This window comes from Helicobacter cynogastricus (genome assembly GCF_900197855.1).
Taxonomy (GTDB): Bacteria; Campylobacterota; Campylobacteria; order Campylobacterales; family Helicobacteraceae; genus Helicobacter; species Helicobacter cynogastricus.
This window is the reverse complement of the sequence record NZ_FZMQ01000008.1, coordinates 14,333-32,274: the sequence shown is the minus strand read 5'-3', so window position 1 is coordinate 32,274 and position 17,942 is coordinate 14,333. Positions and strand designations below refer to the sequence as shown.

16 protein-coding genes are annotated in these 17,942 nt (G+C 45.2%); 2 read left to right on the top strand and 14 right to left on the bottom strand.

Annotated features, from left to right (window positions below; translation table 11 throughout):
- From C6H00_RS04835 to glyS, 14 genes are read right to left on the bottom strand one after another with little or no spacing between them, the layout of a single operon-like run.
- Window positions 1–303 (bottom strand): hypothetical protein, encoded by a 303-nt coding sequence (locus tag C6H00_RS04835; protein ID WP_013469404.1) that lies wholly within the window; start codon window positions 301–303, stop codon window positions 1–3.
- Window positions 300–1,337 (bottom strand): flagellar basal body P-ring protein FlgI, encoded by a 1,038-nt coding sequence (locus C6H00_RS04830; protein ID WP_104749905.1) that lies wholly within the window; start codon window positions 1,335–1,337, stop codon window positions 300–302. Before C6H00_RS04830 ends, C6H00_RS04835 begins: the two co-directional genes overlap by 4 nt.
- Before the next feature lie 24 nt (window positions 1,338–1,361).
- Entirely contained in the window at window positions 1,362–2,195 is an 834-nt protein-coding gene (lgt, locus tag C6H00_RS04825; protein ID WP_104749892.1) for a prolipoprotein diacylglyceryl transferase, read from the bottom strand.
- Window positions 2,192–2,935 (bottom strand): RluA family pseudouridine synthase, encoded by a 744-nt coding sequence (locus tag C6H00_RS04820; protein ID WP_104749891.1) that lies wholly within the window; start codon window positions 2,933–2,935, stop codon window positions 2,192–2,194. Before C6H00_RS04820 ends, lgt begins: the two co-directional genes overlap by 4 nt.
- Window positions 2,919–4,091, bottom strand: a complete 1,173-nt coding sequence (gene waaA, locus C6H00_RS04815; RefSeq protein ID WP_456077563.1) for a lipid IV(A) 3-deoxy-D-manno-octulosonic acid transferase — start codon at window positions 4,089–4,091, stop codon at window positions 2,919–2,921. Before waaA ends, C6H00_RS04820 begins: the two co-directional genes overlap by 17 nt.
- Window positions 4,081–4,806, bottom strand: a complete 726-nt coding sequence (locus C6H00_RS04810; RefSeq protein WP_104749890.1) for a zinc ribbon domain-containing protein — start codon at window positions 4,804–4,806, stop codon at window positions 4,081–4,083. Before C6H00_RS04810 ends, waaA begins: the two co-directional genes overlap by 11 nt.
- On the bottom strand, window positions 4,803–5,555 hold the full coding sequence (locus C6H00_RS04805; protein WP_104749889.1) for a Nif3-like dinuclear metal center hexameric protein: 753 nt from the start codon (window positions 5,553–5,555) through the stop codon (window positions 4,803–4,805). Before C6H00_RS04805 ends, C6H00_RS04810 begins: the two co-directional genes overlap by 4 nt.
- Complete coding sequence (glyQ, locus tag C6H00_RS04800; RefSeq protein ID WP_104749888.1) at window positions 5,549–6,454, bottom strand: glycine--tRNA ligase subunit alpha; 906 nt, start codon at window positions 6,452–6,454, stop codon at window positions 5,549–5,551. Before glyQ ends, C6H00_RS04805 begins: the two co-directional genes overlap by 7 nt.
- Window positions 6,455–6,463: 9 nt before the next feature.
- Complete coding sequence (locus tag C6H00_RS04795; protein ID WP_104749887.1) at window positions 6,464–7,399, bottom strand: NAD(P)H-dependent glycerol-3-phosphate dehydrogenase; 936 nt, start codon at window positions 7,397–7,399, stop codon at window positions 6,464–6,466.
- A 37-nt stretch (window positions 7,400–7,436) separates the two neighbouring features.
- The gene (locus C6H00_RS04790; RefSeq protein ID WP_104683035.1) at window positions 7,437–7,709 is read right to left on the bottom strand and encodes a DUF3240 family protein; all 273 of its coding nucleotides are present in this window, start codon (window positions 7,707–7,709) and stop codon (window positions 7,437–7,439) included.
- A complete protein-coding gene (locus C6H00_RS04785; protein WP_104749886.1) occupies window positions 7,709–10,771 on the bottom strand; it encodes an efflux RND transporter permease subunit in 3,063 nt (1,020 codons plus the stop codon). Before C6H00_RS04785 ends, C6H00_RS04790 begins: the two co-directional genes overlap by 1 nt.
- Window positions 10,771–11,829 (bottom strand): efflux RND transporter periplasmic adaptor subunit, encoded by a 1,059-nt coding sequence (locus C6H00_RS04780; RefSeq protein ID WP_104749885.1) that lies wholly within the window; start codon window positions 11,827–11,829, stop codon window positions 10,771–10,773. Before C6H00_RS04780 ends, C6H00_RS04785 begins: the two co-directional genes overlap by 1 nt.
- Entirely contained in the window at window positions 11,826–13,115 is a 1,290-nt protein-coding gene (locus C6H00_RS04775) for a TolC family protein (RefSeq protein WP_233704425.1), read from the bottom strand. The genes C6H00_RS04780 and C6H00_RS04775 overlap by 4 nt, the downstream gene beginning before the upstream one ends.
- Window positions 13,090–15,156 (bottom strand): glycine--tRNA ligase subunit beta, encoded by a 2,067-nt coding sequence (gene glyS / locus C6H00_RS04770; RefSeq protein ID WP_104749884.1) that lies wholly within the window; start codon window positions 15,154–15,156, stop codon window positions 13,090–13,092. Before glyS ends, C6H00_RS04775 begins: the two co-directional genes overlap by 26 nt.
- A gap of 102 nt (window positions 15,157–15,258) precedes the next feature.
- On the opposite strand from glyS, the gene C6H00_RS04765 reads away from it, so the two are divergent.
- Together C6H00_RS04765 and gpmI are read left to right on the top strand one after the other, a co-directional pair.
- Window positions 15,259–16,065: a hypothetical protein gene (locus C6H00_RS04765; RefSeq protein WP_104749883.1), complete on the top strand. Its 807-nt coding sequence runs from the start codon at window positions 15,259–15,261 to the stop codon at window positions 16,063–16,065.
- Window positions 16,066–17,553 (top strand): 2,3-bisphosphoglycerate-independent phosphoglycerate mutase, encoded by a 1,488-nt coding sequence (gpmI, locus tag C6H00_RS04760; RefSeq protein ID WP_104749882.1) that lies wholly within the window; start codon window positions 16,066–16,068, stop codon window positions 17,551–17,553.
- Window positions 17,554–17,942: the final 389 nt, after the last annotated feature.

Sequence of the window (17,942 nt, the reverse complement as noted above, 5' to 3'; positions counted from 1 at the left end):
TCAACCTTTCTTCTGCTCTTCTTGTGCCTTAAGAAAATTAAAAAGAAGTTCGCTATAGCCAAAGTGTCCGCTGAGTTGGTTAGATAGAGAATCTTTGTACATAGACTCGTAAATCTCGCTCCCGGCTTGTTTGGGGTAGAGAGGGTTATCTAATTTGAGAGCCGTATCGAGCATAAATTTGAGCAACAAGGACTCAAAGGCATCGGTTTGCTCCTTAAGCTTGCTATCATCACCCTTTAACTTTTTAGCATCGAGTTTATTGGCTAGGTAGCTGTTATAAATATCTAAGTTATTTTTAATCATATGACCTCCATTTCTGCACTGATGGCCCCCCCTTTTTTCATCGCCTCTAAGATGGAGACAATCCCCTTAGGACTCACCCCAATTTTTTGTAAGGCTTTGACCACGCTTGCAATGGTCGCTTTTTGCGCACTTAGGATATTTTCTTTTGTATCAAACATGGTTTCAGGCCCTAGCTTTTGAATATCCTTTTTGGCCTTGCCCTTCTTGGGCTCTAAAAGCTCATTAGTGATTTTAATGGTAACATCCCCACTGGTTACCACCACCGGGTGCACCACAATGTCCACTCCAGCAACAACGGTGCCAGATTTTTCATCGATAATAATCTTATTTTGGTGGCTGTAATTGATATTCACCTCTTGAATCAAGGCTAAAAACTCCACCATTGTAAGGTTTTCGGGTTTTTTAAGTTTGATAGTTTTGGGATCGATAGCTAGGGCTACCTTTTCTTTAAAGGTTCTATTGAGTGCTTCTTGGATTTTAACCGCGTTTTTAAAATTAGGTTTTTTAAGACTCAAGGTCATACCATTTTTATGGTAGAGATCGTAAGAAACTTCGCGCTCAATGGTCGCTCCATTGATGATGATACCCGAGAGTTGATTAGCCGAGTTGCCCAAACTCACGCTTCCTTGAGCAATAGCATAAATGTTTCCATCAATGGCTGTCAGGGGAGTCATCACCAAAACCCCATGATTGATAGATTTAGCATCCCCTATAGAAGAGATTTGAATGTCAATTTTATCCCCCTGCCGTGCAAAAGAGGGCAAGGACGCGGTGATCATCACCGCAGCCACATTTTTAGAAGCGATATCATTAGGCGAAACTTTAACATTCACGCTCTCTAGCATATTGGCGATAGACTGCATGGTGAATTTAGAGCCGGATTTATCCCCCGTGCCATTCAAGCCAATCACAAGCCCATAGCCCACCAGCTGGTTATCGCGCACACCCACGATGTTAGCAATGTCTTCGATCTTTTCTGCTTGCAAACTCCCCAAGCAAAGCACAAACACCAAGAAGTATTTTAAAAATTCCATGCCAGACATTCTAACTAAACTTACTTAATCTTTTTTCCACGCAACATAACCCCACAGCCCTAAAGAAATCCCGGCCATCACTAGGCTTAAAATTTGTCCCATGCTCAGATGCCAAAAATAATACCCCATTTGCACATCTGCTTCGCGGTAATACTCAGAGACAAAGCGCGCAAGCGAATACCCCAAACCATAGACCACCATGAGCATGCCCGGAGCAGAAGTAAATCTTTTAGCCACCATCACCACAAAAAAGAGCACTACCCCCTCTAAAAAAGCCTCGATGAGTTGGCTAGGGTAGCGCAAAACCCCATCGACTAAAATCCCAATCTTCTGCCCAAAAGCATCCCCTTGAGGGACAACGCGCCCAAAGAGCTCTTGATTGAGAAAATTGCCAATGCGCCCAAAGACATAGCCTAGTGGCAAGGAAATGGCGATGAGATCCAGATAGATCAAAAAATTCTGCTGTTTGATCTTGCTAAAAAGCAAAGAAGCGATCAAAAACCCCACCAAACCCCCATGGTAACTCATCCCACGAATCCCTACAAATTCTCCCTCATAAAAGGGGTTAAAAATTTGCCAAGGGGCTTTGAGATAGTAGAGTGTGTTGGGGTCATAAACTAAAATATAACCCAAGCGCGCCCCCAAAATCACGCCCACTTCTGCATAGAGAAAATAACTCTCAAAAAGAGACCTAGAGACGGGAAAACGCACGGGGTCTTTTTTGATAGCGCGCAAAGCCACAAAAAAAGCTATAAGCAAGGCACTCACATAGGCAATTCCATACCAATGAACATTGATCCCAAAGAGACTAAAGGCGATCGGACTAAAATGGCTATAAATTGTGTTCCAAAAGCTCAAGGGGCTAACTCCTCTTCAAAATAAAATGGGAGCGGGGCTTCTATTTGGTGGTCTAAAATCTTTAAGCGGTGGGCATGCAAGAAAAAATATTGATGAGACCTGCCCCCATAGAGCACATCCCCCACAATGGGACAACCCAGCGCGCTCAAATGCGCGCGGATTTGGTGCGTGATCCCAGTTGTAATCACCACTTTAAGCAAGGTTTTATTTTGGCATTGCTTCAGGGGGGTGATTTTTGTGCAAGCAGGGCGACCAGCAGGATCGAGCAAGGTTTTTACAAAACCCTTATGATCTTCTGTATGGCTCTTTTGCACTTTTAAGGGCATGCGCAGAGTTTGGGGCTTTTTAATCACACCCTGCACTAAAGCGATGTATTCTTTATACACGGCTCTTTTTTTAAAGGCTTCTAAGCCTTGCGCGTGGGCGTGGTTTTGGGCTAGGGTGAGCACTCCGGTTGTGGGCAAATCTAGGCGGTGTAAAAGTTTGTAGGGGGGGTGTTGTTTTTCTAAAGCGTAGCTATTCACTCCAGCAGGCTTATTTAAAAATAACCAGTCTGTATCTTGATAAAGAATTTGCACCTTAGAGTTTTGCACCTCAAATTTGCTCTGCAGAGGGCATAATTGGCGCGCGAGTGTGAGTTTACACCCCCCTAAACACACACGCCCCAAATCGATGAGTTTTTTCGCCTGTTTGTGTGAAATGCCCATTTGTGCGCTTAGAAGCTTATAGGCTACTTGCATAAATTGCCTTACTCAGTGTTTGGATCGAATGCCCTTGTTGGTCAATGTAGCTAGGGCTTAGTTGATCGACACGCTTTAAAGTTTCTTCTAAGGCGTTTTGCTCGATCAAAACATAATTTTGCACGCAAGCAAAAAGGGCTTGTTGGTTAAAAATGTGCTTGCCACTAATAAGTTTGGTGTGAAAAAAGGCAGGCTCAAGCGGGTTATGCCCCCCCACAGGGACGAAAGAGCCCCCCAAGATCACCACATCAGCAATAGCATAAAAATCATTGAGCACCCCTAGCGCGTCTACAAGTAGAATCTGCTTGCTCCAAGTAACCCCTTCTTGCAAGAATGTCGCAAAATCAAGGTTTTGACTTTGCAAGAGTTCTTTAACTTTTAAAAAACGCTCAGGGTGGCGCGGAACAATAGCCAAAAAAGCCGAAGTTTGCAGAGCAAGAAAAGCCTTTAAAATCAGAGTCTCTTCGCTCGGGTGCGTGCTTGCTGCTAAAAATAGAGGTTTAGGGGGTTTTGGGTGGTGCGTGGTGATTTTGGGGGTGTTAAAAAGCTTGAGATTGGGGAAAATTTTGAGGTGTTGTGCACCCAGTGCGCGCAATCTCTGTAAATCTTGGGGGGTTTGGGCGTAGATTCTATCTATCTGCTTGAAGAGTTGGGTGTAAAAAGCCCTAAAGCGTTGGTAACGCCCATAGGAGCGCGTGGAAATGCGCGCATTGAGCAAGAATGTTTGCGCCCCCACTTGTTTAGCCAAACTAAACACCTGATACCATAACTCAGCCTCAGTAACCACAAGACTTTGGAGGCGATCTAAATCCTTGCGCCAAAGCCATAATAAAGTCTCAAAGAGCAAAAAACGCACTTGGATATGGGAGTTGTTGGCATAAGTGTTGCGCGCAAGATTGTAGCCGGTTTGGGTGGTAGTGGTGAGTAGAATGGGGGTTTTGTCAAAATTAGCCAACAGAGGCTCTAAAGATTTGATCTCACCAAAAGAGCAGGCATGAAACCACAAAATGGGCTTAAAATCCAACGCATGCCCTTTGGCAAAAAAACGCGCTGTTAAAGAGTGTTTGTATTTAGCGCGCAAGCGTAAAAGCGCGATAAGGGGCAAAGCGATCGCATGGGCGATACACAACACGCCCAAATAGACTTTATTGAGAATTAGCGCTCACTTCGCGGTTAGCATAAAGAATGCGCCCACAATGTGGGCAGGTTAAAATGTCTTGACTGCGCAAAATTTCGGCGTAAGTTTTATCATTGATACGGATAAAACAACCCCCGCAGGCTTGCTTGCGCACATGCACCACGCAAGTATTGCCCGCCCAACGGCGAATCCTCTCGTAAAAAGCGATGAGCTTGCGATCCATTTTTAAAACCAAATTTTGCTTGTTTTGAAAAATCTCTTGCTGTTGCGCTTTGATGGTCGCCGTGTCCTCCTCTACGCGTTGCTCAAGCGCGCTAATCTGCTCTGCTAACTTTTCTAAGTCCTCTTTTAACTTCTCTTGCAACCTGTTTTTATGCGCGATCTCATTTTCTAGCCGTTCGATCTCTTTGTTAGCTTGATTAGCCCGCTCTTTAGTGATGTCTTCCTCAATGCTCAAAGAGCGCAATTCGCGCTCAGACTTGATTTGGGCAATCTTTTTTTGAATGCTATCAATCTTGGCGTTGATCTCATGGAGGGTTTGCTCATTTTTGTTAATTTGGAGCTTTAAGCCTCCTTTTTCTTCTTCAAGGGCACTATACTCGGCTTGTTGTTTTTGGCGTTGGGCGAGGGCCTTATCTAAATCCGTGCGTTTGGCTTGAATCTGTGGCTCTAAAGCCTCGATATCTTTATCTAAATGCGAAATTTCAATAAGTTGCTTGAGATGTGCGTTCATGCCATGCCTTTAAAATCGAAGGGGTTTTTGCAATCGTGCAGTCTAACATGCTTTGCCTGAGTTTGCAACCAAGTTGCTAGCAGAGAGTGCAACAAGGGCACAAAATATTTTTCACTCTCATAATGCCCTACATCAATCACACTCACGCCCATGCTCTTTGCTGCCATCGCGTCATGGTGCTTGACATCCCCGGTGATCAGACAAAGACCTTTGGGGATATGGGTTAAATCCTGCAAATAAGACGCGCCTGCCCCACACACGATTGCCACATGTTCGATGTTGTGATCCGCGCACACATAGCGCACATAGGGGAGCTGTAGCCTCTCTTGGACGTGGTGGAGTAAATCCTCTAATTTAATGGGTGCGATCGCACCCATTAGAGCAAAACCCTCAGACTCAAGGTTTTCAAAACCTAGCAAGCTAGCAAAATGGGCGTTGAGGTGGGTTATATCAAAATTAGTATGGAGTGCTATGAGCGCGCAGGATTTTTGAATAAGAGGGGTGGCGATGTTGTAGGGATAGAGAGTGGGGTTAAAATTCTTGAGCACCTTGAAAAATAGGGGGTGGTGGGCAAGAATGCAGGTCTTGGGGGGGACTTCTAGGGCGAGCTCTAAGGTGGCTTCTAAGCTGATCACTACTTGCTCAAAGGGCGCGCTCAAATGCCCTAGATTGATCCCGCTATTATCCCATGGGGCTTGCAACTCAAAGGGGGAGAGTTGGTTTAAGAAGTTGAAAAGATGGGCTAACATGGGAGTAGGGGCGCGCTAAAATCCCCATTTAAACGCTCTTGTCTTTGATCTTCTTGGGACTTGTAGAGGGTAGCGCAGGCTTTGACTAGAGTGCGGATTTTTAAGATAAATTCCTGTCTTTTAGCCACAGAGAGGGCTTTTCTAGCGTCCAAAACATTAAAAAAATGCGTGCTTAGGATCACAAAGTCATAGGCGACTAAACTCAAGCCCTGATCTAAACAACGCTGGGCTTCCTGCTGGTTTCTCTCAAAACTCTCGAATAAAAAATCCAAATTGGCATGTTGAAAATGGTAATGGCTAAACTGGTATTCGCTCTCGGTGTGCACTTCTTTATAGTAGATGGGTTTGCCCTCTCTATAGCTCCACACAATGTCTAGGACACTTTGAGCCTTTTGTATGTAGGTGGCTAATCTCTCTAGCCCATAGGTAATTTCAACTGGGGTCGGATGGCAGGGCAGACCGCCCACTTGTTGAAAATAAGTAAACTGGGTGATCTCCATGCCATCTAGCCACACCTCCCAGCCCAAGCCCCAAGCCCCCAAAGTGGGCGACTCCCAATTATCCTCCACAAAGCGAATGTCATGCTCTCTAAAATCAATCCCTAGCACTTCTAAACTTTTAAGATAGAGCTCTTGAATATTGAGCGGGCTGGGCTTGATGAGGACTTGGAACTGGTAATAACTGCCTAAGCGGTTGGGGTTTTGGGCATAACGCCCATCGGTAGGGCGGCGTGAGGGGGCGACATAGGCGACACTCCAAGCCTGGCTATCCAAACTTCTAAGTAGAGTAGCTGGGTGGAAAGTGCCCGCCCCTGCTGGCAAGTCGTAGGGCTGGAGCACTAAAGCCCCCTGATCCTGCCAAAAATCCTGCAATGTTAATAGAATGCGTGAAAAAGTCATGGCAAACCTTTATGATCGTTGTAAAAGTGCCCCCATGCTCTCTAGGGGGTTTTTGCCCTGCAAGAGGGCATAGAGTTCTGTAGCAATGGGGGTATAGATATTTTCTTTAGCCGCAATTTGGATAATTGCCTCCGTAGTTTTAACCCCCTCAGCCACTTCGCCTAATTCTTGTAAAATCGCCTCAAGGCCCTGGTGTTTAGCAAGCCCTAATCCCACGCGATAATTCCTAGAGAGCACGGAGTTTGCGCTCAAAAACAGATCGCCCGCCCCTGAGAGCCCTAGAAAAGTCTGTGCCTTGCCTCCAAAATGCGTCCCAAAACGGCACATCTCCACTAACCCCCTAGAGAGTAAGGAAGCCTTAGCACTCTGTCCTAACTCCAAGCCATCACACACTCCTGCTGCAATGGCGATCACATTTTTATAAGCCCCAGCGATCTCGCCCCCGATAATGTCTTCTTGGATGTAGGTGCGCATAAAACTAGGGAAAATCTTGGCATAGGTTTGTGCTAACTCTGCATTTGTGGAGTGCAGGGCTAGCGCGCATGGCAGGCTTGCGCTCACATCCTTAGCAAAACTAGGACCAGCTAGAAAACAAAGATTTTCAGAGGGTAGAAAACTTTGAGCAATGTCGCTCACAAAAGCCCCCCCAAGCTCAATCCCCTTACACGCCATTAAAACCCGCGTGTTAGAGGGGAGCTTAGTTTGCTCAAACCAAGCGCGCAGGTGTTGCACGCTGATAGCTACCACACACAAAGAGGCTTGAAGAGCTTCTTGCAGATCGCATTGTGTGATGAGAGAATGCCCCTTAAGCACCAAATTTTTATTTAAAGGGAGCAAAACCTCGCTTAAATCCCGCCTAGAGACAATTTTAGTCGGGGTTGTGTGCCCAAAGGCAAAAGCCAACGCCCGCCCCCAAGCCCCGCCCCCAAAAACTACAACACTCATGCATGTCCTTTAAAAAGTGCCATTCTAGCATAGCTTGCTAAATTGCAATATTGGAGAAAAGATAGGGCGCGCTTTGAGGATAAAGTTTTTTGATCTCTGTGGCTAATTGCCTAGCTTCTTGCTCGGGCAAGAATAAACGCACCAAAGCGCATTCCTTGCGCCCGCTCACTTGCTCGCAAATATTCATCTGTGCTTGGGGTGTGCCATAGACAAAGGCGGGCAAGAGGTAAAAATGCGTGTAGCCTTTCTCTAAGAGATAATCTAGCAGGCTATCTTGCACAGAGGAGGGGGTGTAGATTTCTAATAACATCAAATGACCTTGATTTTTTTAGCAAGTAACATAAACATGGGTGGGAGCAAGAGTAGAGTTAGCGTGCTTGAGGTAACAAGCCCCCCTAAAACAACGATTGCTAAGGGTCTTTGCACTTCTGAGCCCACCCCATGGGAGAAAAGAAGGGGGATAAGCCCCAAGCCGGCAATGCAAGCAGTCATAAGCACGGGGCGTAAACGCCTTGTTGCTCCCATAAAAACCACCTCATCAAGGCGTTTGCCCTGCATCAATAAATCCTTAAAATACCCCACCATCACCACGCCATTGAGCACGGCAATTCCAAACAGGGCGATAAAGCCCACACTAGCAGGCACTGAGAGATAGGCATGGCTGATAAAAAGGGCAATGAGTCCGCCTGTGGTGGCAAAGGGGATATTACAAAGAATGAGCAGAGCTAAAGGGACATTTTTAAAGGCAAAAAATAGAATAAAAAAGATGGCTAAGATACTTAGGGGGATGATGGTTGCCAAGCGTTTATTAGCCCGCTCTTGGTTTTCAAACTGCCCACCATAGGTGATGTAGTAATTAGGGGGCAAGTGGACTTGATTGTGAATTTTAGCCTTGATCTCACTCACAAAGCTTCCTAAATCGCGTCCCACAACATTACTGCGCACCACGCTTAGGCGTTTAGCATTCTCGCGCACAATGGACACTGGCCCATCCACTTCTTGCAGTGTCGCAATGGAGGTAATAGGAACAGGGACATCGCGGCTAGAAGTCATCTCCAAGCTTTTAAGTAAAGTGATATTAGTTGCGACATCTTGGTTTTGGCGAATAATCACAGGCGTGCGCGAAATGCCCGTAGGGATGAAGGCAACTAACAACCCCTCCAAAGAGGATTTGAGAAATTTAGCAAACTCATCGCTAGTAATCCCCACATTAGCCATCGTGTCCCGATTGGGTTTGATATAAAGGTAATTAATACCCTTATTGAGCTCTGTTAGCACTTCACTAGACCCGCGCACACTTTTAATGATTTCTACAATCTGTGCGCTAAGGGCGTTGAGAGTGGGGATGTCATTGCCAAAGATTTTCACCGCCAAATCCCCACGCACCCCTGTAAGCATCTCAGAGATACGCATCTCAATAGGCTGGGTAAAGGTAAAGTTAACCCCTTTAAAACCCTCTAGGGCGTTGAGAATTTTTTCTAATAACGCCTCTTTACTAGGCACGCTCCATTGATCTTTGGGGATGTAGGAAATAAACATATCTGTTTGGTTGAGCCCGCCTAAATCTAGCCCCAGCTCATCAGAACCCGTGCGCCCCACTACAGATTGAATCTCTGGAACGCGCGCTTTGAGGGTTTTTTCAATGTCCAAAATTAAGGCGCGCGATTGGGCTAGAGAGATGGAGGGGATGCTCTCAATGGTGAGCACGGTATCCCCCTCATCTAAATTAGGCATAAAAGCTTTCCCCACAAAAGCAAAAAGAGACAAACTAGCCACCATAAACACCAACGCCCCAATGAGCATGCGCTTAGGGTTATGTAAAGCAAAGTTTAAAAGAGGGGTGTAAGTTTTGTGCAAAAAGCGCACTAGAAAGGTTTCTTGGTGTGGCTGGCTTTTGAGCACTAAAGAACTCATCACGGGTATAATGGTGATGGAGAGAATTAAAGTTCCCAAGAGCGCAAAGACAATGCTTAGAGCCAAAGGTCTAAACATCTTGCCCTCAATGCCTTGCAAGGATAAAATGGGGATGAAAAACACGATGATAATGATGATCCCGCTCACCACAGAGGGGGCGATCTCTTTGCATGCCCGATACATCGTGTTTAATTTAGGGCTTGTCTTGTTGTGGCTAAGTTTTTCAAAGGCGTTTTCAACCACCACCACCGCCGAGTCAATGAGCATGCCAATGGCGATGATGAGCCCCCCCAAACTCATCAGATTTAAGGAGAGACCGCTTAATTTAATCCCAATAAACGCCACACTCAAGCTCAAGGGCAAGATCACCCCCACAGCCACACTTGCCCTAAAATTGCCTAAGAATAAAAAGAGGGTAGCGATGATGAGCACGATCGCCTCAATAAAAGTCTTGCCCACGGTGCTAATTGCCTTGTGTGTAAACTCAGAGCGATCGTAAAAAACATGGATATGCACACCTGCTGGCAGTAGGGGCTTGATCTCATTGTCTATTTTAGCGCGCACGCGCTGGATAATATCCCTAGAATTTGCCCCCTTTAAAGAAAGCACAAGCCCTTCAGTGGTCTCTCCCACTCCATTTTTGGTAACAAAACCCAAGCGGGTGCGATGGTGAGCGATCACCTTAGCAAAATCTTTAATGTGCAGATGCCCCATTGTGGTAGGGATGGTGATATGAGCAATCTGCTCAGGGGTGCTAGCCATCGTTTGGATTTTGACTAAAAAAGTCTCTCCCTCCCGGTCAACCCGCCCCGCCCCGCTATTGCTCAAATTAGCTCTAAGCGCGTGTTCCAAATCGCTAATGCTCACACCCAATCTAGCCATATCATTTAAATCCGGAACCACAACAAAGGCGCGACTAAAGCCACCTATGGAATTTACATCGGCTACTCCCGGAATGGTGCGCAGTAAGGGGCGGATCACAAAATCTAGCAAATGGCGTTTGCTTGCTCCATCTAGGCTACCATCAATGGTAAACATAAAAATATCTGAAAGAGGGGTTACAATGGGCGCGATACCTCCATCCACCCCCTCAGGCAAATCGGGCAAGACCAGGGCTAGTTTTTCATTTACCATGTTGCGGGCTAAATAAATGTCCATCCCCTCTTCAAAATCAATGGTGATGTCGCATACAGAGTATTTAGAAGTGCTTCTAAGGGATTTCTCCCCTTGTAGCCCCAAGAGTTCTAGCTCTAGGGGACGCACCACATTATTTTCCATCTCTTCAGGCGAGCTACCCGGAAGTTTGAGAATGATTTTGACTTGAACCGGGGCCATATCCGGGAAAGCGTCTATGGGCGTGTTTAAAAAGCTATAAAATCCAAAACCCACAAGGGTTAGAGCACACAAAATCACCAAAAGGCGTTGTCTTAAACAAAAGGCAATGAGGCTATCTAGCATTAATCCTCCCCAAAATGATTCAAAATACCCTTGAGATTGACCAACGCTCCGGCGGCAATTTTGCCATGCGGATCAATTTGCCCCTGCTTGATGAGAAAGGCATGGCTACGCTCTTCGAGCACTTTTACAGGGGTAGGTAAAAAGCCCGCAGGGGTGCGCACAAAGATCAAATAATCCTGATCGTTTTTAATCAATGCATCTGAGGGGATTAAAAGCGAATTAGCGGGTCTAGCCCCCTCTATAAAGAGTTCCACCATCTCACCCACATGGTAATTTCCTTTGATGCGTGCAGTGGCTAAGATAGTGTTGGAATTTTTATCTAACACCACAGAGACACTTTGCACATGTCCGATGGGTTGAGCGTTTTTATTGAGCACCACCGCGCCCTGCTTGATGTATTTAGAAAGATCCACAGGGATACTAATGCGCGCAACCAGATCGTTATTTTCAGAGATACGCATAAAGGGCGTGAAAGCGCGGATACGCTCCCCCAACATTTTAGGGGCTATGGAGAGAATGCCCCCTTGCCTTGCTACAATTCTAAACCCATAGCTCCCTTTAGGGTGCTTGGCATCGATGCCAAAACTCTTAAAGGTATTTTCTAGTTGGGCAACTCTTAGGCGAAGTTCTTCACTAGCTAGGTGGCTAGTTTGGTATTCTCTCTTGGAGATCACGCCTTTTTTATAGAGCTGTTTGTCTTTGGTGCTGACATCTAGGGCGACCTTGAATTTATTTTGATTATTTTGGAGCTCAAAATAAAGATTGCTCAGATCGATCGAGCTGATCTCACAGATGAGATCGCCCTTTTTCACCCGTTCGCCCTCACTCTTGTAAATGGCGACCACACTCGCATTAAAACTCAAACTTTGCACAACCGCGTGTTTGAGATTGAGATTGTCAAAATCAATGCTGGCATTAAAGGGTAATCCTCTTGAGCCTAAATCTTGATCAAGAGAGATGACTTGGACATTCAGATTTGCAATTTCTTTAGGTGTGAGCTTGATCTCTTCATAGGCGTGCAAAAACAGCGCGCAAATAAAAATGAGGGCCTTTTTCAATGTATATTTCCTATTATGGTCAGACTTTCCCCCAAAGTTTCCTCTAAGAGCGCGGTGGTGTCTACATATTTCATCTTGGCTTCTGCTAGAGCGATGAGAGCATCCATATAGGCATTTTGATAAAAAAGGTATTCAAAGAGACCAATTTTTTGAGCTTCATAAGCAACACGCCCCATCTCCATTAACTCTTTTTTATTGTCAATGGCTTGGATTTGGATACGCATATAGCGTTCTGTTGTCTTGAGCTGGTTGAGGTAGGCGTTGGCGTTAATATGAATATTGCGCTTTGTAACTTCATTTTGTGCCCGCGCTCCATTTTCTAGGGCTAAAAACTTGCGCTTCATATAAATATTCTTAGGTGTGAGGGGGAGGGGAATAGTAAATTCCATTGAGAGATTAGTCGCTGAGTTATAACTCTCTGCACCCAAACCAAATTCAAAATTTTTAAAGACATCGCGATTAGCTAAGTTGGCGTTCACGCGGTAATCTTTGGCACTCAAATCCAAGACCTGCACATACAAAGACCGATCTAAAATGCGCTCTAGAGCATGTTCGCCCAAATGCACATAGTCAAATTTGAGCTCAGGGATTTTAACCACATGAGCAGAATCGACAAGATCGCTAAAGGGAGCATCGTCCTCAACGGGTGCGACAATAGCTAGCAAGGTGTGCAGCAAGCGTTCTTGATTGATGATGAGGTTTTGAATATTGATTTTGGCAAGCTTAGATTCCAAATAAGAATTTTTGAAGTTAATATAATCCTTTTTAGACATACTCCCGGCAGCGACCTTGCTCTTAGCAGCTTCAAGTTGGGAAAAAAAGATCGCCTCTCTTTGGGCGTAAATTTTATGCTTCTCAATATTGAGCGTGTAATTGAGATAGAGTCGTTTTGCCCCAATGAAGGCAAGATTACGACTAAGCTCGTAACTCTTGCGGTATTGCACATTTTTAATGGAGAGACTTCGGGCTAAAAGACGGCTAACCCATGGAAGTTTTGGCTTGATCATTAAAACCGTGCGGGGCTGGGCTTCGGCGATGCCTTGAAAGTTGCGCACAATGGAGGTTTCCTGACTAATAAAAGGAAAATCCCAAGAATTGGTGGATTTTTGTTCCTCTAACAGACTAATAAAGGTCGCTTTCTTTTGGATCAAATCAAGCGAATTATGTTCTACGCGTTTAAAAAATTCTGCAATAGAAAAAGTGCGCGCGCTCAGGCAAAGGGAATACAACCCGCATAAGATGAGAAAGCGAATCCACACTCTAAAGGTCTTTAATGTCCGCCACATTCAAGAATGCATGGTAAATTAGTGCTAATAAGCCCTTGCGGTTATTCTGCACCTGCAAGTTTGGATCATTAACAAGCACCCTTTCAAAGAAACTTTCTAGGGGTTGTTTGAGATGGCTGAGGGCTTTGAGCTTATCTAAAAAATTGCTAAATTCCATGCGCACGATGTTCTCATAAGTTTCATAGAGAGCATGCTCACTAGGGTCTGTAAAGAGCGCGGGGTTAGTTTGGGGCAAGGTGTCTAATTGCGTGATATTGGCGACTCGCTTAAAAATAGCCACTAAATCAGCTGTATTTTCTTGGGCAAAAAAGGCATGCAGGGCTTGTACTTTGTGAGCAATTTGGCAGACTCCATAATTTTCACTTTTAAGAGTTTGAAGTCCCTTCAAAACAGCTTTATAAAAAGAGGGATTAAAGTCGCCTAGCACATGTGTAAAACGCTCTAAGATGAAGTCTTGCAAGAGTGTCCACTCAAAGGGGGCATAAAAGCGCGCGATCGCCTGCAAATCCCCGGATAAATTGAAATCTAATTGGTAATGCAAGCAGATACGCAAGATTCCATTGCAAGCACGGCGCAAAGCAAAAGGGTCTTTAGAACCTGTGGGGATTTTGCCCACGCTAAAAAGAGATAAAAGGGTATCTAATTTGATAGCCAATGCGCTTAAAGCTGCTAGCAAACTAGAGGGCAGGGGCGCGTTTTCAGAAGTGGGGAGATATTGCTCTTGGATGGCTTGGCACACTTCTTGGGGGTGGTTGTGGTGTTTGGCATAATATCCCCCCATGACCCCCTGTAATTCGGGAAACTCATAAACCACTTCGCTACACAAATCCGCTTTGGCTAATTCTAAGATTTTTTGTACAAGGGGGCGCATAGACTCCTCGCCATAGCGATCCACTAGCCACGCGCCCACGCGCTGCTCTCTCTCTACCTTATCTTTTAAGCTACCAAGCCCCTGCATAAAGGAAATTTGCTCTAACTTAGAGCTCACTACCTCCCACTCTAAAGAAGTTTGCAAATCGTTTTGATAAAAAAAGATCGCATCACTCAAGCGGGCTTTTAAAACCTTTTCATTCCCCGCTATAATTTGGCTAAAATCCCCCTTGCTTGGCAGATTACTCACAACCACAAAACCATGGTGCAAGCTAGAATCTTTGAAAGTGGGGAAATAGCGTTGGTGGGTTTGCATGGAGGTAGTGGCGATCTCAGCGGGGAGTTGTAGAAAATGCGCCTTAAATTGTCCATAAAGCGCGGTGGGGTAGGCGGTGATAGCTATGATCTCCTCTAGCAATTCAGGATCGACCTCAACGCGCATATCATGCTGACTCTCTAGCGCGTGGATTTGATCTAAAATTCTAGCCCGGCGTTTTAGAGGGTCTAAGATAACAAAACCCTCTTCTAGGGTTTTAAAATAAGTAGAGATGTCCGGGGTGTTATGGTAGTCAAACCCCTTAGAGAAGTGTAGTTTAGTCGCGCGTTTAGCACTACACCCATAGGTGCTTGTGCATGCTGATAAATCAATGTCCTCTGAGCCAAAGATTACACAGAGATTATGAATGGGGCGAATAAAACGCGCTTTGAGTGCGCCCCAAGCCATGCTTTTTCCAAAATCCAGCGCGCCTAAAAAATGCAACAAAATATCATCTAATAGAGTGGCTGTAGGAATGGGCTGCGTGCGCTTGGTGGCGTATAATACTTCTTTGTTATTTTTCATGCCCACCTCAAGATTGGGGGGTAGGTTGAGCTTGGCATAGAATTTAAGCCCAACGGGGTTTAAAGTTCTAGTTCCTTCTTTTTCTATATTTGTGCCGATGTCCAAAGGGGGACCAAAAAATTCCTCTGTAATGCTAAGCGTGTGAGTTGGGAAGCTAGGCGCGTAGAGCACTAATCTAGTGGGCGTGTAAAAGACCTCTAAAGCCGTGCTACCTAACCCATGTTTCTCTAGGGAATCGTAAAACTTCTGGGGGATATTGGGCAATTCATGCAAGAGCGGTTTAGCAGGCATTTCTTCAACTAAAATTTCTATGAGTAGGGCTTGGTCCAAGCGGTCTCCTCTTGATTTGGCGATAAGTAAGGGCAGTGCTTAAAGGGTTTTTGTAGTATTATATCCAAATTATGGAAACAAGTATGCTTAATAGGGGTTGGGATGGATAGAGTGCATGGGTGGCGGGGTGTGTTGTTAGGGCTTTTAGGTTTTTGTAGTTTGCTTGGAGCTCAGAGGGCAGACTTGGCTGAATGCAATGATCCCATGAAGTTTAACGATAAACAAAAGGACATTGTAGTTTACGCCTACCGCTACGGCTTTAAGCAAGAATTGGGCTATGAGATGGCCGCTATCGCTTGGAAAGAATCGTGTGCCGGCATGTACCGCGTAAATTTTGGTGATCCAAGTGCAGGAATTTATCATGCCTATATTCCTGCAGTGATCAAGCTCTACAACGAGCGGGACACCCGCTTTATGCAAAATGTTTATGGGGATATGCTGATTCGCGATCGGGCTTTTGCCTCCAAAGTGGCGTTAGATATGTTGGTGAGTTGGCGGCGCACCTATAAGGGCAATTTAAAAGACATGATCAAGTCTTACCATAAGGGCTTGCGCTGGCAAAAAAACGACTATTTGAATCAAGTAGCTACAGAATATTACCAAGATATTTTGGCTAAAATCAAGGTGTTGCAGGGTGTGATGCCTGCCTTAGAGCAAAGCGTAGATGCCCACAATAACCCCGGAGCTAAACACCTCACTTATGCGCAAAATCATCGCCCTATAGAGATTCGTCCGCAGAGCAAGAACACCAAAAAACGCCCCTCTTCTCCCAAACACAACACACATAAAAAACCCACGCCTCCCCCTCCCCCTCCCCCTCAAAAGATCGAAACTAAACCTCAACCCGAACCGGTCAAAAAGCGTAAAGACGATTCTATTTTCTTACTCCAAGAAGATCCGGTGTTTTAAATGCAAAAGACTTTGTTGATTATCACCGATGGTATTGGTCATAACCCCTTTGCTGAGGGCAACGCTTTTTATCATGCTAAAAAGCCTGCTTACGATTGGATGTTTGCAAATCTCCCTCATAGTCTGCTTAAAACGCATGGCTTAAGTGTGGGCTTGCCCTCTGATCAAATGGGTAATTCAGAGGTAGGGCATATGTGCATTGGAGCGGGCAGGGTACTAGATCAAGATTTGGTGCGCATTTCTAAAGCCTTTGATCAAGAGCTCTTAGAAGATAATCCAGCTTTTAAATATGTGATTGGTCAAAGTGAGGTAGTGCATGTCTTAGGACTCATGAGTGATGGAGGCGTGCATGCCCACATCGATCATCTCATGAGCATGGCCCTCTTGTTGGAGCGATCGGGCAAAAAGGTTTGGTTACATTTGATTAGTGATGGGCGTGATGTTCTCCCTAAAAGTGCTTTAGAATATCTGACACTCGTGGAGGGCATTTGTAATGAAAATATTACCATTGCCACTCTTTCAGGGCGTTTTTTTGCTATGGATAGAGATAAACGCTTTGAGCGCACTCTAAAGGCTTATGAGAGCATCGCCCATGCGCGCAACAAAAGCACTCTCAACCCTGAAGAGTACATTCATAACATGTACGCGCAAAATATCAGTGATGAATTTTTTGAGCCGGCCAGTTTTGGCAATTATGCAGGCATGTTTGATGGAGATGGTTTGATTATGATCAATTTTCGAAGCGATCGCGCCCGCCAGATTATCCAAGTGTTGGGGGGAGATTTGGAAGTCTTTGAGGGTCTTTGCGAGTGTGGAGCTGGTGCGCCCGAGTTGAGCATAGCTACCATGACTTCTTATAGCACTTCTTTTAATTATCCGGTTTTATTTCCTAAAGAGGAAATCAAGGAATGCCTAGCCTCTATAGTGGCTCAAGCGGGTTTGAGCCAGCTTCATACGGCCGAGACAGAGAAATACGCCCATGTAAGCTTTTTTATTAATGGAGGCGTAGAAACCCCTTTTAAAAATGAGCAGCGAGTCCTCATCCCCAGCCCCAAAGTGAGCACCTACGATCTCTGCCCACAGATGAGTGCCCCTGAAGTGGGGGAGGCTGTGCGCGCTGGGATGCGTGCAGGCAAGGACCTTATTATTGTTAATTTTGCTAATGGAGATATGGTGGGGCATACGGGCAATTTAGAAGCAGCAATCAAGGCGGTAGAAGCACTAGATACAGAGCTAGGGCAGATTTTAAACTTAGCTCAAGAGCTAGATTATGCAATGTTGCTGACCAGCGACCATGGGAATTGTGAGCAAATGCGCGCTAAAGATGGAGGCATGCTGACCAATCATAGTACTTTTGAAGTCTATTGTTTTGTGTTAGGGCGGGGAATCAAGCAGATTAAAAACGGGGGGTTAAACAATGTGGCGGCTAGCGTGTTGAAATTGATGGGTTTACCTGTCCCTAAGAGTATGGATGCTCCGCTTTTTTAAATAGGTGGCATATCCTAAGCAGTTTTTATTATTTTGTGGTGATTTTCTATTTAAGTTTTATTTATGTAACCCGACTACAATGTTGATCTCGGTTTTTATGCTATGCTTTGGGAGACTGCATGCCGTTTTTCTCCTCGAACAAATACCAAGTCAGGATTATTCAATAAAAATTTTTTAGACTAGGGGCTATGCCCTCTTCAGGGATTTATGACTATGCTTTGCCCAACACGCTTTTTAAGTAGATTAAACAAAGAGAGATTGGAAAATTTGTTTCTCTTTGACAATGTAATTTCTGCCTTTGGCAGTACTGCGCTCGTTTCGCAGACTCTTCTAATCGTCTAATCGTCCAATGCGCGCAAAATCTCCAAGTGGTAACTTGTGTTGCAAAG